This window comes from Mesorhizobium sp. WSM4842 (assembly GCF_055901575.1).
The window spans coordinates 6,159,815-6,175,726 of the sequence record NZ_CM148372.1 but is presented as its reverse complement, the minus strand read 5'-3'; the positions used below and the strand labels follow the sequence as shown (position 1 = coordinate 6,175,726).

At 62.8% G+C, this 15,912-nt stretch carries 14 protein-coding genes; 4 read left to right on the top strand and 10 right to left on the bottom strand.

Annotated features, from left to right (window positions below; all coding sequences use genetic code 11):
• Window positions 1–40 precede the first annotated feature (40 nt).
• Both AC0NIE_RS30005 and AC0NIE_RS30000 read right to left on the bottom strand, forming a co-directional pair.
• On the bottom strand, window positions 41–778 hold the full coding sequence (locus tag AC0NIE_RS30005) for a GntR family transcriptional regulator (protein ID WP_473488278.1): 738 nt from the start codon (window positions 776–778) through the stop codon (window positions 41–43).
• A gap of 108 nt (window positions 779–886) precedes the next feature.
• On the bottom strand, window positions 887–1,675 hold the full coding sequence (locus AC0NIE_RS30000; protein ID WP_473488277.1) for a HalD/BesD family halogenase: 789 nt from the start codon (window positions 1,673–1,675) through the stop codon (window positions 887–889).
• A gap of 102 nt (window positions 1,676–1,777) precedes the next feature.
• Between AC0NIE_RS30000 and AC0NIE_RS29995 the strand changes: the two genes are divergently transcribed.
• Window positions 1,778–2,713 (top strand): LysR substrate-binding domain-containing protein, encoded by a 936-nt coding sequence (locus AC0NIE_RS29995; protein ID WP_473488276.1) that lies wholly within the window; start codon window positions 1,778–1,780, stop codon window positions 2,711–2,713.
• Between the two features lie 10 nt (window positions 2,714–2,723).
• Here AC0NIE_RS29995 and AC0NIE_RS29990 read toward each other — a convergent pair whose 3' ends face one another.
• The 3 genes from AC0NIE_RS29990 to AC0NIE_RS29980 are packed head-to-tail and all read right to left on the bottom strand — an operon-like array spanning window position 2,724 to window position 7,325.
• A complete protein-coding gene (locus AC0NIE_RS29990) occupies window positions 2,724–3,881 on the bottom strand; it encodes an efflux RND transporter periplasmic adaptor subunit (RefSeq protein ID WP_473488275.1) in 1,158 nt (385 codons plus the stop codon).
• Between the two features lie 16 nt (window positions 3,882–3,897).
• Window positions 3,898–7,074: an efflux RND transporter permease subunit gene (locus tag AC0NIE_RS29985; protein WP_473488274.1), complete on the bottom strand. Its 3,177-nt coding sequence runs from the start codon at window positions 7,072–7,074 to the stop codon at window positions 3,898–3,900.
• A complete protein-coding gene (locus AC0NIE_RS29980; protein ID WP_287245229.1) occupies window positions 7,068–7,325 on the bottom strand; it encodes a hypothetical protein in 258 nt (85 codons plus the stop codon). The genes AC0NIE_RS29985 and AC0NIE_RS29980 overlap by 7 nt, the downstream gene beginning before the upstream one ends.
• A 259-nt stretch (window positions 7,326–7,584) precedes the next feature.
• Between AC0NIE_RS29980 and AC0NIE_RS29975 the strand changes: the two genes are divergently transcribed.
• Together AC0NIE_RS29975 and AC0NIE_RS29970 are read left to right on the top strand one after the other, a co-directional pair.
• Entirely contained in the window at window positions 7,585–8,166 is a 582-nt protein-coding gene (locus tag AC0NIE_RS29975; RefSeq protein WP_123146972.1) for a TetR/AcrR family transcriptional regulator, read from the top strand.
• 339 nt (window positions 8,167–8,505) lie between these two features.
• Window positions 8,506–8,721: a hypothetical protein gene (locus tag AC0NIE_RS29970; RefSeq protein WP_473488273.1), complete on the top strand. Its 216-nt coding sequence runs from the start codon at window positions 8,506–8,508 to the stop codon at window positions 8,719–8,721.
• A gap of 266 nt (window positions 8,722–8,987) precedes the next feature.
• Here AC0NIE_RS29970 and AC0NIE_RS29965 read toward each other — a convergent pair whose 3' ends face one another.
• From AC0NIE_RS29965 to AC0NIE_RS29945, 5 genes are all read right to left on the bottom strand, one after another.
• Window positions 8,988–10,010: a LacI family DNA-binding transcriptional regulator gene (locus AC0NIE_RS29965; RefSeq protein WP_473488272.1), complete on the bottom strand. Its 1,023-nt coding sequence runs from the start codon at window positions 10,008–10,010 to the stop codon at window positions 8,988–8,990.
• A gap of 69 nt (window positions 10,011–10,079) precedes the next feature.
• Entirely contained in the window at window positions 10,080–10,874 is a 795-nt protein-coding gene (locus AC0NIE_RS29960; RefSeq protein ID WP_473488271.1) for an ATP-binding cassette domain-containing protein, read from the bottom strand.
• A gap of 3 nt (window positions 10,875–10,877) precedes the next feature.
• Window positions 10,878–11,864 (bottom strand): ABC transporter permease, encoded by a 987-nt coding sequence (locus tag AC0NIE_RS29955; RefSeq protein ID WP_123146974.1) that lies wholly within the window; start codon window positions 11,862–11,864, stop codon window positions 10,878–10,880.
• A gap of 119 nt (window positions 11,865–11,983) precedes the next feature.
• Window positions 11,984–12,916 carry a substrate-binding domain-containing protein gene (locus tag AC0NIE_RS29950; RefSeq protein ID WP_473488270.1) on the bottom strand — a complete coding sequence of 311 codons (933 nt, stop codon included), beginning with the start codon at window positions 12,914–12,916 and terminating at the stop codon, window positions 11,984–11,986.
• A 276-nt stretch (window positions 12,917–13,192) separates the two neighbouring features.
• Window positions 13,193–14,350: a fumarylacetoacetate hydrolase family protein gene (locus tag AC0NIE_RS29945; protein ID WP_473488269.1), complete on the bottom strand. Its 1,158-nt coding sequence runs from the start codon at window positions 14,348–14,350 to the stop codon at window positions 13,193–13,195.
• 265 nt (window positions 14,351–14,615) lie between these two features.
• Between AC0NIE_RS29945 and AC0NIE_RS29940 the strand changes: the two genes are divergently transcribed.
• On the top strand, window positions 14,616–15,899 hold the full coding sequence (locus AC0NIE_RS29940) for an NAD(P)/FAD-dependent oxidoreductase (protein WP_473488268.1): 1,284 nt from the start codon (window positions 14,616–14,618) through the stop codon (window positions 15,897–15,899).
• Window positions 15,900–15,912 lie beyond the last annotated feature (13 nt).

The window sequence follows — 15,912 nt, the reverse complement described above, 5'->3', positions numbered from 1 at the left end:
TGATGTCGCGGCGAACCGCCAATTGGCGGCCTCTGTCGGCTCAGCTGCCGTCTGGTCGGTTGCGCGTCGGGCCAGCGCGATCGGCCTTGGCGCCCTTGGAGTCGCGCTGTTCGAGGCTGCGCGCATAGGCGAGCAGTTCTTCGAAATCGAGGTCGATATGCTCGCGGGCGTGGCGCTGGGCTGCGCCCATGTCGGCGCCCTTCAGCAGTTGCACATAGGTCTCGTGGATGTCTTCGGCAGGCACCGGCTCTTTGCGCGCCCGCTGGTGGAGGGCAAAATACATCTGCAGCCGGCTGGTCAGCCGCTGCCAGGTCTCGAGCAGAACCGAATTGTCGGCCCACTCATGGATCAGCCCATGCAGTTGCAGGGCCGTTTCGATCTGCCTTGTGGTGTCGCGGTCGCGCGTCGCCTGCTTTACCGCCTCGTGGCGCCGGTCGAGCTCGTCGAAGAAGCGCTGGTCGCGCAACGGCCAGGTCAGTTCGATGGCGAACTCATCCAGCACCTTGTTAAGCGAATAGGCGTCATCGATGTCCTTGGCGGTTACGTCGATGACGAAAGTTCCGGCGTAGGGAATGCTGGTCAGGATGCCTTCCTGCACCAATTCGCGCATCGCTTCGCGCAGCGGCGCGCGGCTCACCCGCATCTGCTCAGCAATCCTGAGTTCGTTGAGCTTCTGCCCGGGTTCCAGCTGGCCGGTCAGGATCGCGCGCCGAAGCAGCGCCACGATCTCGGCGCGTCTTGTCGTATCCGCGATTGGGCTGAAATCCTGCTTCCCCATTCGGTCACTCCACAAAGAACCGAAATCAAGACAAGCAGATTGTCGACAATCTAACAAGGCCCTATTTGTGAACTCGCGATTCCAGGCAGAATGTCGGCGCCTTCGGCCTCAGGCGGCCCGGCCGTAGAAGCCGATGCGCTCCTCGTCGCTGAACATCACGCCTGACTTCTCGTAGTAGGAGAACACCGCGATCATGCGGTCGTATTCGCCTTCGACAGTGGTCACGCGATGCGCGGTGTTCTTGCCGCGGAAGACGTTCAGCGTGCCCGGCATCATGCGCAGTATCCTTGCCTCGGGGTCGCGTCCTTCGAGCAGCCTGGCGACGCCGTCGTAGTTGGGATTGTCGTCCGAGCGGAGATCGGTGCGGTATTCGAGATCGCCGCCGCGTTGCGCTGCCTGCAACAACAGGGTCGTGGTGAATTCCGAGCGATCGAAATGCCAGTTCAGCGCCTCGCCGGCGCGATAGGCCATCACATTGGTGCGCGCCAGCGGGTCCTGCATGACATGCAGTCGCGTCTTGCCCATCGCCGCCGCCAGGAAGCGCAGCAGCGGTTCGTATTCGTAAATGGCGAGCACGAGGCTGTCAGGAATTTGGTCGGCGCAGACCGTATGGCTGATGGTCTCGACCTTGCGCAGCGCAGGATGGTCCGGAGCGAGCTCCGGGATATCAGGCTTGAAGTAGATGTTGTGCATCCGCTTGTGCACGTGCGAGCGCGTCGCCATGACGGGCTGGATTTCCTGCACCGCCCGTTCGGCTACGCCGGGCCGCAAAAAACCTTCGAGATTGAACATGCCGTCGGCCTCCAGCGCCGCAATCGAGGTCTTCACGAGGCGCTTCCACTCGGCGCTGCCTTCACGGTCGAGCGGGTACCGGTCCAGATCGAGAATATCTTTCATCGTCTCATGCTCCAAGGTTTGGACACAGAAGACGGCAAAAAAATCTTTCTCTCAATGGCGAAAATTATTAGTCTTCCGCAGGAAAAACTTATGGAAGACTCGATGGAACGGCTCCCCCCGCTGAACGCGATCAAGGCCTTCGGGGTCGCGGCGCGCACCGGCAGCTTCACCTTGGCCGCCACCGAACTCGGCGTCTCCTCGGCGGCGGTCAGCCAGCAGATCCGCAATCTCGAGACCTGGTTCGGCAAGCAGTTGTTCGTGCGCAGCGGCAACCGCATCGCGCTGACCGACGCCGGTCATGCGATCTATCCGCAGACGGCGCGCGCCCTGGGCGACATCGCGGCGATCGGGCGGCGCATGCTGGATGGCAGCCTAAAAACCCGTCTCGCCATCAGCGTGCCGTTCTCGCTGGCCGAATTGTGGCTGGCGCCGAGGCTGGCCGTGCTTCTCGACGCTTTCCCGCAAATGGCGATCGACGTTAGGGTCGAAGACGATCCCGTCGACCTGGTGCGCCAGAACATCGATCTTCGCATCAGCTATGGCGACTATCACTATCCCGGCCTGCGGCTCGTCCGTCTCGTCCATGACGATGTCCTGCCGGTCTGCGCGCCGGACTTTTGGCAGAGATACGGCGACGGTGCCTCCAGCCTGTCGGATGTGCACGAGAGCATGTTCATCCATACCAACTGGGGTCCGAACTATGTCTCGCATCCGACATGGGCGGACTGGTTTTCGGCGTCAGGCGGCAGCCGCTCGCCTGACCCGTCGCATGGGCGGCGCGTCGGACTGTCTAGCCTGGCGATCACCTCGGCCCGGCTGGGTCTCGGAATAGCCCTTGGCCAGAGGATCATGGCCCGCGCCGATCTGGAAGCGGGCCGGCTGATCGCGCTGTCGTCGGTCTCGGTCCGGCTCGGCCATCCCTATTGCGCCTTCATACCGCCGGCCAAGGCCGATCGCGCCGATATCGCCGGCCTTGTCGAACTGCTCAGCAAAACGGCGCCCCCGGCTATGCCGAGGGCGCCGCTGGACCGGGCCTGATGGGGGGGTATCAGGTGGCCGGTTTCTGTGGCAGCGGCGAGACAGGCATTCCCGGGCCGATCTTCTGCAGATTGCCTGTTATCACCTGGTCGCCTTCCGATACGCCGCTCGAGATGGCCACCAGATCGCCATTGGTCGGCCCGAGCGAAACGATGCGCTGGTCGACAGTGTTGTCCTTGCCGACGACGTAGAGGTACTTGCCGAGCTGGCTCGATCCCAACGCCGTCTGCGGCACCATCAGTGCATCGGGCTGCTGCTTGATGTGCAATCTCACACGAACATATTGGCCCGGCAGCAGCGTGAACTTGGCGTTGCCGATCGTCGCCCGTGCAGTGATGGTGCCGGTCGAACGATCGACCGTGTTGTCGATGAAGGTGAGCTGACCTCTCTGGCGCGGCTCGGTATCGCCGGGAAGCAGGACGTCGACATCGATGGGCCCCGCCGCGCGGGCTTCCTCGATCTGCACCAGATCCGTTTCGCTCGGATTGAAGGTGACATAGATCGGGTCGAGCTGCACCAGCGTGTTGAGCACCGTACCGGCGACGCTGACCAACGTTCCGACCGAGGCTTGGTTGCGGCCGACGCGCCCGGCGAACGGCGCCTTGATTTCCGAATAGCTCAGATTGAGCTCGGCGGTCCGCACCGCCGCCTGGTTGACGGCGAGCGAGGCCTGGGCCTCACGCAAGCTGCTGGTGCGCTGGTCGAACGCATCCTTGGCGATGTATCCGCTCTTGGCCAGCTCGGTGCCGCGACCAAGGCTGGAACGGGCATAGTCGAGCGTTGCTTCGTCGCGCTGGACCTGAGCCTTCGCCTGTTCAAGGGCAGCCTGGAAATCCTCTGGAGCGATCTTGTAGAGAAGGTCGCCCTTCTTGACATCGCTGCCGTCGGGCGCGACCTGCTCCTGCAGATACCCCGGCACGCGCGCCTGCAGCGTGATGCTGCGGATCGGCTCGGTGCGGGCGGCATAGTCGAGATAGATCGGGATCGTTTTCCTGACGACGCTCACCACCGGCACCGGCATGACAAACGCCGCCGCGGGTTCAGGTGTTGCCGCCCCTGCCGTACCGGCATTAAGGCCGAAATCGCCCATGTCGAGCAAGTGAACGCTCGCCACCGAGATCGCCCCAACGGCGACGGCTGCTCCCAACGCAATTTTCCATTTACGCATGATCAATTCTCCAATCCTATTCGGCCGCTTCGGCCAATCGCTCGAAAGCGGGTTCGGCAGTCGGTTCAGTCGGTTCGGCAACGGGTTCGCTCTTGCTGCCACGCTCGCGCAGCTGCTCGATAACCGCATAGAAGACCGGCACGAACACCAGCGACAGGATCGTCGCTGCGACCATGCCGCCAAAGACGGTGGTGCCGATCGACTGGCGGCTCGCTGCGCCAGCACCTGTCGAGAACATCAGCGGCAGCACACCGAGGATGAACGCGAAAGCGGTCATCAGAATAGGCCGCAGCCGCAGGCGCGCCGCTTCCATTGCGGCGTCGACGATGCTGAGGCCTTCCTCGCGCCGGCGCCGGGCAAACTCGACGATCAGAATGGCGTTCTTCGCCGCCAGCCCGATCAGCATGACGAAGCCGATCTGCGAATAGACGTCGATCTGCATGCCGCGCATCAACAGGGCGACAAACGCACCGAACAGGGCAAGCGGCACCGCGAGCAGGACCATGAAAGGCATGGCCCAGCTCTCATATTGGGCAGCGAGGATCAGGAAGACGAAGACCATGGCGAGACCGAAGACAATCGAGGCGATCGATCCGGCCTTGAGCTCCTGATAGGTGATCCCTGTCCATTCGTAGCCGAAATCCTTCGGCAGTGCCGTGGCAGCGGCACGTTCCATCGCCGCGACCGCCTGGCCCGAGGAGAAGCCGGGTGCGGCACCGCCGTTGATCAGGGCCGACGCATTGTTGTTGTAATGCGGAACGGTTTCCGGGCCGACGATAGGCACCAGCTTGCCGAGCGTGCTCAACGGCACCATGCCGCCTGAGGCATTGCGCACATAGAGCCGCGAGATGTCGGCGGCACCCGCACGCGCATCCTTGTCGGCCTGGATCGTCACCCTGAAGGTGCGGCCGAACAGGTTGAAGTCGTTCACATAGAGCGAGCCGAGATAGATCTGCAGCGTGTTGAACACGTCAGGCAGGCTGAGGCCGAGCAGCTTCGCCTTATTGCGGTCGAGGTCGTAGTTGAACTGCGGCGTCGAGGTCGAGAACGACGAGAACAGTTGCTGCGGGTTGAGCTCGGGCTGCTTGCGCGCTTCGGCGAGCACCGCTTGCGTCGCGTCGTTGAGCGCAGCGCTGCCGCGACCGGTCAGGTCCTCCACCTGGAACTCAAAACCGCCGGTCGTGCCGATGCCCGGGATCGAAGGCGGATCGAAGCTCAGCGCGAACGCTTCCGGAAGTTCCATGAGCTTCGAGCGCACGTCGGCGACGAGCTTCGAGGCGCTCTGGTCAGGGCCGCGTTCGTCCCATGGTTTCAGGATGGCGAATTCCACCGCCGAGTTCGACTGGGCCGCACTGGTGAGGAAGTTCAAGCCGCTGATCGAGCCGACGATGTCGACACCGGGCGTGTTCTGCAGGATATCGCGCGCCTTCCGCGCCACCGCGTCGGTGCGTTCCAGCGATGCCCCATCCGGCAACTGGATGACCACGAAGAAATAGCCCTGGTCCTCGACCGGAAGGAAGGTCGAGGGCAGGCGCTGCCAGACGAAATAGGTGGCGACAAGCCCGGCCGCGAATATGCCGAGCATGATCCAGCGCAGGCGAATGAGGAAGCGCACACCATGGGCATAGGCATGCGATATCAGGTCGAAGCCCGTGTTGAACCAGCGGAACAGCACGAACTGCGTTGCCGGGCGGTGGCGCAGGAAGGCGGCGCTGAGCGCCGGGGTGAGCGTCAGCGAGACGAAGGCGGAGATGCCGAACGAGATCGCCACCGTCAGCGCAAACTGGTTGTAGAGCCGGCCGGAAACGCCGGGTATGAAGGCGACCGGCACGAACACGGCCATCAGCACGGCGGTCGTGGCGATGATCGGGCCGGTGACCTCGGCCATCGCCGCGCGCGTGGCAGCCAGCGGTTTGAGGCCGGCCTCCAGCTGGCGCTCGACATTCTCGACGACGACGATCGCGTCATCGACGACGAGGCCGATCGCCAGCACCATGCCGAGCAGGCTGAGCATGTTCAGCGAGAAGCCGAACATGTACATGACGACGAGCGTGGCCACCAGCGACACGGGAATCGCAATCGTCGGGATGATCGTGGTGCGCCAGCTCTGCAGGAATATGAACACCACCGCGACGACCAGGACCAGCGCCTCGCCGAGCGTGACCAGCACGTCCTGCATCGACGCCGAAACGAAACGTGTCGTATCGTAGTGCATGGCGTAGCTGACGCCCTTCGGGAAGCGGGCCGACAGTTCCTGCATCTTGTCCTTGACGCGCTGCTGCAGATCGAGCGCGTTCGAGCCCGGCATCTGGTAGACCGCGAGCACCACGGTCGGGTCCTCGCCGAAGAACGCCGACGACGAATATTGCAGGGCGCCGAGTTCGATGCGCGCAACGTCGCGCAACCGCACAAGCGAACCGTTCGCGGCATCGGCGCGCACGATGATGTCGCCGAATTCCTTGGGATCGCTCAGTCGGCCGACGGCGTTGACCTGCATTTCGAAAGCGGTGCCGGCCGGCGCCGGTGACTGTCCGATCTTGCCGGCCGCGACTTGGACATTCTGCTCGGCGATGGCGTTTTGGACATCGACGGCGGTGATGCCGAGATTGGCGAGCTTGTCGGGATCGAGCCATACGCGCATCGAATAGCGCCGCTCGCCGAAGATCTGCACGTCGCCGACGCCGGGCAGGCGCTTCAGCGGGTCGACCACTTGCAGGTAGGCGAGGTTGCTGAGCGCGACCGGATCGACGGAGCCGTCGGGCGAGGTGAGATTGACGATCAGGACGAAGTTCGGGTTCTGCTTCTTGATCGTCACGCCGCCCTGGTTGACGATGGCCGGCAGCGAGGACGCCGCCTGTGAGACGCGATTCTGGACATCGACAGCGGCGGTGCTCAGGGGATAGCCGACCTCGAAGGTAACGGTGATCGTCGACGAGCCGTCATTGGAGCTCGACGACGACATATAGGTCATGCCTTGAACGCCGTTGATCTGCTGTTCAAGCGGCGTCGTGACGGTGTCGGCCACGACTTGCGCACTGGCGCCAGGATAGTTGGCGCTGACCACGACCTGAGGCGGCGTGATATCGGGAAACTGCGAGACAGGCAGCAGGAAATAGCAGATCGCCCCGGCGAGCACCATGATGATGGCGATCGACGATGCGAAGATCGGACGGTGGATGAAGAAATTTACCATGACACGCACGCCTCGCCCGATGCTCTCGCCTGGCCAAAGGCCTTGGCCAGCCTGGACAGCCGCCGGCTGCGGCTTTGCCCGGAATCCTCCAGGAAACGAGGCGGCGCCTTGCGGCTGCGGCCTTGCGCATCCGCAAGGGTACGCAGCATCGTCTCGAAAGAGCGCGGGTCGACACGGTCGGCCTGCATCAGCATCCGGATCATCGGATCCTTCACAACTTCGTCGATCGTCAAATCTTTGCGCTGCGACATCGTAGCGGCTCCTGGCTTGGCGATCTGCGACGTACGCCGCAGATCGGGTGGTCTTCCTGTTCGCGGCCAAAGTCGCCTGGGGCGCAGTTTCATGCCTGGGCCGATTCGGCGGAGGCTGTTCACAGGCGCCTGCGAGATTGACACGAGGCAATGGGGGTGTTACCAGTAAGTAACATCTAGAAGTTACAGACCGGTAACACCCTAGTCAAGAGGTGTACCGAGGGATTTTTCGGAAATCCCGGAAACCAAGGAGGTTTTGATGGAAGACGGCACTGCGGAACGCATCCGCCCCCGGGATCGCATCCTGGAGACGGCACGGGATATGTTCCACAAGCATGGCATCAAGGGCGTCGGCGTCGACGCGATCACTGAGGCCGCAGGTACCAACAAGATGACGCTCTACCGTCATTTCGAGTCCAAAGACGATCTGGTCATCGAGTGCCTGCGGGCGACCGCATGCAGCGCCAACGCGATGTGGCAAAAGTTCGAGGCCGAGCATCCGGGCGACAAGCTTGCGCAACTGCACGCCTGGGTTCGGATGGCGGCCGATTGCCTGATGATGGACGGTCGCGGTTGCGATATGGCGAACGCCGCCATCGAATTGAGCGAAACCGACCATCCGGCGAGGCGTGTGATCAAGGAACTCAAGCAGGCCCAGCGCGACCGTCTGGTCGGCCTGTGCCGGGATGCCGGCATCGGGCAGCCGGAGCTGCTCGCCGATACATTGTCGCTGCTGCTTGAAGGCGCCCGTGTCAGCCTTCAAAGCGTCGGAGCCGAAGGCCCCAGCGCGCAATTTGTCCGCATGGCGGAAGGTTTGATCAGCTCTTTCAGGGCCAGATAGTCTCGCCAGCGGCGAAACGATCGGTAGCGTGTTCATTGCGAGCCGCGCCGCCGAATGCTCTTTTGTCCGTTCGGACGTGCCGTCATCGCGCTTCTCCTTTGCCGGTCTGTCGCCGCACCATTTGCTACCTGTTGCTTGTTGGTGAGGCAGGATAGGACCGACAACGAATTGGTGAGAGTGACAAGTGTGACGGGATTCCGACGGATCCGCTGATCGCGGCTGCAACATGCCCTACCGCTCGCACCTTTGCGGGCGAACATGCTGTCGGGCAATCAACCCTGGTGACAGCTGTCATTCGTGCTCAGACTGCTGAACGGGAGCGCAGATTGAATAAACCGAATGACGAAGAACGCGGCGGTCTGCTGCAGGATCAGCCAGGGTCGGCCGGTAAGTCTTCACTGCATTGATGGCGAAAGTGACGACGATGCCGCCAGCATTCCCGACCCGACCGGGGCTGGCATTCTGGCGGTCCGTTTAGTCAACGGCCCGAACAAGCCGGTGATGATCGCCGCTAAATGGTCATTCGGCGCGCGGACCGACAATCATGTCCGGTGATAGTCATGACCCCAGCCTTTGCCCAACCGGAGCCGGAACAAAAAAAGCCCGCTGCCGGGAGGAGGTGGCAGCGGGCTTGATGTCGAATGCGGCACGGGAGGAGGTGCGCCGCACTCAGCGTCGGCATCACATCTGGGAGGAGTAGATGGCCGACACGCAACATATATGGGTTGCTTAATGATTCGGCAACAACAAAAGTTGCATAGCTGGTGTGCAGACTTGCGGCGTCGTCTCAAAATTCGCGATGTCGGTCTGGAAGCGCGGCGTCACTGGACCGGCACGTTTTCCTTGAAGATAAGGCGTGGCTCGATGAATTTCCGCGTCAGATAGGGCGCCGAGGAAGCGATCGAGCCGAGCAGGCGAATGACCGATTGCTCGGCGATCAGTCGTGCATTCTGGTCGATGACGACATCGAGCAGATCGTCGACGAGATAGCCGCGTGTCGCCCTCGTCAGGTCGTGACAAATGAACACCGGCTTCCTTTGCGGCTTGGCTTCCAGCAGCGCTTTCGCCACACCAGAACGTCCGGCGCCGACGCAATAGATGCCGAGCAGTTCCGGCTCGTTGTGCAGCGCCTTCATCGTTGCCGTATAGCTGATATCAGGCTCGTCGTTGATCTCGACGGCGCTGGTCACGGTCAAATTGGGGAACTCCTCGCTGAGCACGGAACGAAAGCCCATTTCGCGTTCCTCATGTCCGCGATAGGAGCGTGAGCCGACGACCATCGCCAGATGGCCCGTGCGCCCGCCCAGGAAACGTCCCATCAAAAGGGCTGCGGTGCGCCCGGCGACACGGTTGTCGATGCCGACATAGGCCGATCGCGGTGCGCCCGGAACGTCCGACACCAGCGTGACCAGGCGGATGCCGGCCTCGACGATCTCGCGCAGGATGTTGCGCGTTCTCGGATGATCGATCGCGATGACGCCGACGCCGTTTGCCTTGAGCGAGAGGTTTTCGACGGCCGCCTGCAACGCGCTCGGCGAGATCCCGGCGAGCTTGTGGATGCGGCAGGAGGCGACAAGCGGCAGGCGTGCCGCATAATCCTCGATATGATTTGCCAGATCCATCATGAAGGCATTGGAGCCGATCGGCAGGAAGAACTCGAGATGCGCCGGCCGCGAGGGCAACACGACCTGATCCACGACCGGCAAATAGCCAAGCTGCTTGGCCGCCTCCATCACCCGCTGCCGGTTCGCGGCGCTGGCGCCTGGCCGGTTGTTCAACACCCGGTCGACCGTTGCGGTCGACAGCCCGCAGCTTCTGGCGATGTCCGCAACGGTGGCTTTCATTGTCGCAGTCATAGGAGCCGATGTGATCCTGTACCAGAGATACGGCCAACCCGGCTTCCAACTGGCCACTCAGCCCTGCGATTGCTTCCCCTGGACGATGGCGTCGCGGATCTCCTTGTCGGACATGCCGGTGATGATCCGTTCGACCTCGGCGACACTGGTGTTCTTCGGGTCTATATCGTCGGCGACCACCTTGCCGCGGCGCATGACGACGATGCGGTCGACCACCTGGAAGACGTGATGGATGTTGTGGGCAATGAAGATGCAGGAATGGCCGGAATCGCGGGCGCTGCGCACGAAGCTCAGCACACCTTGCGTCTCGGCGACGCCGAGATTGTTGGTCGGCTCGTCGAGGATGATGAGGTCGCTGTCGAAATGCATGGCGCGTGCGATCGCCACCGCCTGCCGCTCGCCGCCTGAGAGCGAGCCGATCGGTGTGGTCGGCGGGATGTTCTTCGAGATGCCGACCTGCTTGAGCAGATCGCGGGCGACCACGTTCATCGCCTCCTGGTCCATACGGTTGAGGAAACGCGGCGGCTTGATCGGCTCGCGCCCGAGGAACAGGTTGCGCGCGATCGACAATTGCGTGACCAGTGCCGAGTCCTGGTAGATCGTCTCGATGCCTTGGGCGATGGCGTCGCTGGTGCTGCGGAAGTCCACCTTCTTGCCGCGGATGAAGATGTCGCCGCTGGTCAGCGGAACCGCACCCGACAGCACCTTGATCAGCGTCGACTTGCCGGCGCCATTGTCGCCGAGCAGGCCGACGATCTCCCTTTCATTGACGTGGAAATTGGCGTCTACCAGCGCTTGCACACGCCCGTAGGACTTGCGGATGTTTTCCATGCGGACAAGCGGTTCGGCCATGGTTCAAGTCCCCGCCTGATGCCGGCGTTCCAGCCATGAGTGGAGCGCCATCATGCCGAGGATGATCGCGCCGATGAAGATGTTGTAGGCAAGCCCTGGCACGCCGATCAGCACGATGCCGTTGCGCATCACGCGCAGGATCAGGATGCCGAGCACGGTTCCGATGATGGTGCCGCGTCCGCCGGTCAGCGCCGTGCCGCCGATCACCACCATGGCGATGACTTCGAGCTCGTAGCCGGTGCCGCTGTTCGGGTTGGCCGCCGAGGTGCGCAGCGAGCTGATGACGCCGGCAAGCGAAGCCATGATCGACGACAGGATGAACAGGCCGATCTTGACGCCGCTGACATTGACGCCGCGCGCCCTTGCCGCATTGGGGTTGCCGCCGGCCGCTTGGATCCAGTTGCCGGTCCGGCTCTGTGTCAGCACGTAACCGAGTGCGATCGCGGCTGCGATGAACCAGAACAGCGACATGTAGATGCGGAACGGCCCGATGAAGAAATCGCCGACCAGCGCCTCGGCGAGCCAGCTGCCTTCGGCGCTCCAGGTGCGTTGCGGAAATCCGCTGGTGACGAACAGAGCGGTGCCGCGCACCACCAGCAGCATGCCGAGCGTCACCAGGAAGGATGGAATCTTGAGTTGCGTCACGAACCAGCCATTGACTAGGCCGATGAAGGCGGCAACCAGCAAGGCCACGATAAAGCCGGCTTCCAGCGAGGTCAGGCCGCTGTTGAAGAGCGTCCACATCAAGACGGGCGAGAAACCGAACAGCGATCCGACCGAGAGGTCGAATTCGCCTGAAGTCATCAACAGCGTCATCGCCAGCGCAATCAGGCCAAGCTCGACCGTGAAGGCGAGTATGTTGCTGATGTTCTGCGGCGACAGGAAGTCGTGGTTGAACCCCCAGAACACCGCGAGCTCGACGACAAGCAGCACGAAGGGCCCGAATTCCGGCCTGGCGATCGAGCGTTGGATGATGGAGCTGTTTTCCACGTTGGACCCGCGACATGGTTGGGACTGGCCAAACCCGGCGCCGCATGAGGCGGTTCGAGGCTCAGCGGGATGATGGGGATGATCGTGGCAGGCGTGCCGCGACCATCCCGATCGCGGTTTTATTTTCCGGACAGGATGTCGTCGTAGACCTGTGCGGTGTCCTTTTCGTAGAGTGCGCCGGTGATCACGTCGAAGCCGGGCGGAATGCCGCTGGCGGCCATGTTGGCGATCGAAAGCGCCACATAGCTGGTCGCCTGCGGATCCTGCCATTGTGCGGCATTGACGTAGCCGGTCAGCACCTCCTGGGTGGTGTCGAGCGAGTTGCCCCAGCCGACGACCGGGATTTCACCGGGCTTGACGCCGGCTTGGTCGAACACCCGCTTGATCGAGCCGGTCACCAGGTCGCCGAGACCGATGATCGCCTTGACCTTGGCCCTGTTGGCAGTGAGGTAGTCGACCATGCGGTTGATCGCTTCGGCCTGATCGAGCGTGGCTTCGGTGATTTCATAAGTGATGCCGAGCGGCTCGAAGACGCTCTTGATGCCTTCTTCTTCCTGGACGCCATAGGTGGCGCCCGGGATTTCGACCGGCATCCAGACGAAATCGCCCTTCTTCACCAGGCCCTTGTCGACCAGATACTGCGCCCAGTTCTTGCCGAAGGTGACGTTGTCGCCGCCGACATAGGCGTTGAAGTCCGCCTTCGGATCGGGCGTGTTGAAGTTGATGATCGGGATGTTTGCCGCCCGGGCTTCCTTAGCGAGCTCGATAAGGCTGCCCGGGTCGGGGCTGGTGGTGGTGATGCCGTCGGCCTTTGCAGCGATGGCCGCGCGAACAGCCTCCTGCTGGGACGACACGTCGCCATTGTGGAACGAGGTGTTGACGGTGTTGCCGGTGTCCGTCGCCCATTGCTTGGCGCCGGCGAGGAAGTAGGTCCAAACCGGATCGGCCGGGCCGCCATGCGAAATCCAGTAGAAGGTCTTGGCCTGTGCCGCCGCTGGGATGGCCAGCGCCACGATCAAGCCGAATACAAATAGTCGTAGCCTTGTCAGCATTTGATTTCCTCCCATTTTGAAAAACTTCCTCCACCTCCGACGACGATCACGGCAAACCCTGATCGTATTTCTTGCCAGCGCCGATCTGGATGCATCAGAGCATCCGCTTTTTCGACATATGGCAAGCCTCCATTTGCCAGTGGTAGTTGGCGCGCGAGAAGGCGCCATCAGAAGTCCCATCAGATTACATCAGTTTGGCTGATATTTTCCAGGCAGGCGGATCCTCAATTCGAGCACCAGGCCGGGACATCTCTCCGTCGCAGTCGAGGCGGGAACCTAGATAAGATCGGCCCTGGCGAGGTCGCGCATCAGATGGCTGGCACCGTAGGTCCAGTGGGGACAGTCGGGTGACAGCCGCACCCGGTTGACCAAGGCGCCGAATTTCTCCGATGAGATGGTGACGATGTCGCCGACCTTGTGCGTGAAGCCCTTGCCCTTTTCGCCGCGATCCTTCGACGGCACGAACATGGTGCCGAGATAGAGCGCCAGCCCGTCCGGATATTGGTGATGCGGACCCATGGCGGCCGCGACCAGCTCTTCCGGCGAGCGGCTGATCTCGGCCATCGAGCTGGCGCCCTCCAGCGAGAAACCGTCCTCGCCCTCGACCTTCAGGCGCACGATGGCCTGCTTCACGTCATCGATGGAAAAGTTATCGTCGAACAGCCGGATGAACGGGCCGAGCGCGGCCGAGGCATTGTTGTCCTTGGCCTTGCCGAGCAACAGCGCCGAGCGCCCTTCGACGTCGCGCAGATTGACGTCGTTGCCGAGCGTCGCGCCGACGATCTTGCCGCTGCTGGCAGCGATCATGGCGATTTCCGGCTCCGGATTGTTCCAGGTGGAAACCGGATGCAGGCCGACATCGGCGCCGAAGCCGACCGATGCCATCGGTTGGCATTTGGTGAAGATCTCGGCATCGGGGCCGATGCCCACTTCCAGATATTGCGACCAGGCGCCGCGCTGGATGAGCTTGGCCTTGATCTCCATCGCCTCCGGCGAGCCGGGCTTGAGCTTCGACAGATCGTGGCCGATCAGCCCGGCAATGTCGGTGCGAATGGCGTCCGCCTTCTCGGCGGAGCCACGCGCCTGCTCCTCGATGACCCGTTCGAGCAGGCTGACGACGAAGGTGACGCCCGACGCCTTGACCGCCTGCAGATCGACCGGAGAAAGCAGGTACGGTTTTTGCGAATCGCGCGCGGCCTGGAAACTGTTGGCGGCGATCGCATCAAGTGATCCGATCGGTTCGCCCCCGGCCGCGTGGACGTACCCTGCTGGGTCTGGCACCTCGCAGACATCGCGCACGGTTGGTGCCATGCTCGACGTGATGTCGAACACCGTGCCGTCGCGCACCGTGACCACCAGCGGATGGGGCGTATCGCTTGTCCGGGCGCGGCCGATGAAGAGGCCCTCGTTGGGTAGGAGAGTGGTGTTCGTCATGGCTGCGGTCCTCTGCTGTCTTGTTCTGCTGCGACGGTCATCGCTGCCGGACCAACGGTTCATAAAAAGCCTGACCAGCGGCGGCGGCACTTTCAACAAATTCCCGCCAAAGGTCTATCCCGTTCCTCGCGGTCGAGCCCTGCGCTGCATTTCGCATCGGCGGACGCCATCCTCTTCACTCCGCTGATGCCGAGATCAAACGCTCTTTCAAAATCATGAAATCGTCACTAGGATTTTCATTTGACGAAGTACATTCAGGTGACCCTTGCCCCTACCGTTTTCCGATCCGATCTGGCAGAAGCCGCCGGCGGCCCCTGCGTTCCGGTCGCTTTTTCCCGGCGGCCAGCGTGCCGATGTCGTCATCGTTGGTGGCGGGATTCTCGGTCTGTCGACAGCCTTGCATGCAGCCCGGTTCGGTCTTGCCGTGCAGGTGCTGGAAGCCGGCGAAATCGGCCAGGGCGCATCGGGCCTGAATGGCGGTCAGGTCATCCCCGGCCTGAAATATGATCCGGAATGGTTGCTGGAGCATTTTGGCCCCGAACGCGGCGAGATCCTCGTCAATTTTGCCGCCTCGACGGCGGACGCCGTCTTCGAATTGATCCGCGACGAGAAACTGGCGGTGCCGTTCGTCCGCAACGGCTGGATCCAGGCAGCGCACACCGAGACGGCGCTGAAGGCGGCGGCGAACAGGGACCGGCAGTGGCGGAACCGTGGCGCCGATGTCCGGCTTCTGAGCCAGATCGAGATCGCCGCGTTGACTGGCGCGCAGGGCTATCTCGGCGGCTGGCTCGACCGCCGCGCCGGCGTGATTGATCCGCTTGCCTATACGTCGGAACTGGCACGGATCGCCTCGGCCACGGGCGTGAAGATCGCCGAACACCAGAAGGTGGTGCGCCTCGATAATAACGCCGGCCTTTGGCGCATCTCGACGGAGGACGGCGCCGAATTGCAGGCGAAGGCGGTCATTCTGGCGACGAACGCCTATACCGGCGACCTGCTCCCCGGTCTCGCCGAGACGATCGTTCCGCTGCACTCCTTCCAGATCGCGACAGCACTGCTGCCGCCCGATCTGGCGGCCGGGATTCTGCCGCAAGGGCAAGCGGTGTCGGATTCGCGCCGCATCCTCGTTTATTACCGCAAGAGTGCCGACGGGCGGCTGGTGCTCGGCGGGCGCGGCCCGATGGCGCTGCCGACCAGCGAAAGTGATTGGGCGCATCTCGAGCGCGCGCTGCTCCGGCTGTATCCGGCGCTATCCGGCGTCGCCATCGAAAAGCGCTGGTTTGGCAGGGTGGCGATGACGCCGGATCACCTCCCGCATATCCACGAGCCCGAGCAGGGCCTGATGGCAGTGGTCGGCTGCCAGGGCCGTGGTGTCGGCCTGATGACCGCGCTTGGCGAGCGCATTGCCGGCTATTTGGCGAGCGGCGACGCCAGGCAATTGCCGTTCCCGGTCTCGCCGATCCGGCCGATCCCATTCCACCTCTTTCGGCAGGTCGGCGTCGCCGCGACGATCGCCTGGTATCGCATGCTGGATGCATTCGAGCGCTGATTTTATGCCGATG

What these genes read in the sequence shown, in the direction of transcription:
- AC0NIE_RS30005 (WP_473488278.1), bottom strand. Translation starts at nt 778, where the DNA reads ATGGGGAAGCAGGATTTCAGCCCAATCGCGGATACGACAAGACGCGCC.
- AC0NIE_RS30000 (WP_473488277.1), bottom strand. Translation starts at nt 1,675, where the DNA reads ATGAAAGATATTCTCGATCTGGACCGGTACCCGCTCGACCGTGAAGGC.
- AC0NIE_RS29995 (WP_473488276.1), top strand. Translation starts at nt 1,778, where the DNA reads ATGGAACGGCTCCCCCCGCTGAACGCGATCAAGGCCTTCGGGGTCGCG.
- AC0NIE_RS29990 (WP_473488275.1), bottom strand. Translation starts at nt 3,881, where the DNA reads ATGCGTAAATGGAAAATTGCGTTGGGAGCAGCCGTCGCCGTTGGGGCG.
- AC0NIE_RS29985 (WP_473488274.1), bottom strand. Translation starts at nt 7,074, where the DNA reads ATGGTAAATTTCTTCATCCACCGTCCGATCTTCGCATCGTCGATCGCC.
- AC0NIE_RS29980 (WP_287245229.1), bottom strand. Translation starts at nt 7,325, where the DNA reads ATGTCGCAGCGCAAAGATTTGACGATCGACGAAGTTGTGAAGGATCCG.
- AC0NIE_RS29975 (WP_123146972.1), top strand. Translation starts at nt 7,585, where the DNA reads ATGGAAGACGGCACTGCGGAACGCATCCGCCCCCGGGATCGCATCCTG.
- AC0NIE_RS29970 (WP_473488273.1), top strand. Translation starts at nt 8,506, where the DNA reads ATGACGAAGAACGCGGCGGTCTGCTGCAGGATCAGCCAGGGTCGGCCG.
- AC0NIE_RS29965 (WP_473488272.1), bottom strand. Translation starts at nt 10,010, where the DNA reads ATGAAAGCCACCGTTGCGGACATCGCCAGAAGCTGCGGGCTGTCGACC.
- AC0NIE_RS29960 (WP_473488271.1), bottom strand. Translation starts at nt 10,874, where the DNA reads ATGGCCGAACCGCTTGTCCGCATGGAAAACATCCGCAAGTCCTACGGG.
- AC0NIE_RS29950 (WP_473488270.1), bottom strand. Translation starts at nt 12,916, where the DNA reads ATGCTGACAAGGCTACGACTATTTGTATTCGGCTTGATCGTGGCGCTG.
- AC0NIE_RS29945 (WP_473488269.1), bottom strand. Translation starts at nt 14,350, where the DNA reads ATGACGAACACCACTCTCCTACCCAACGAGGGCCTCTTCATCGGCCGC.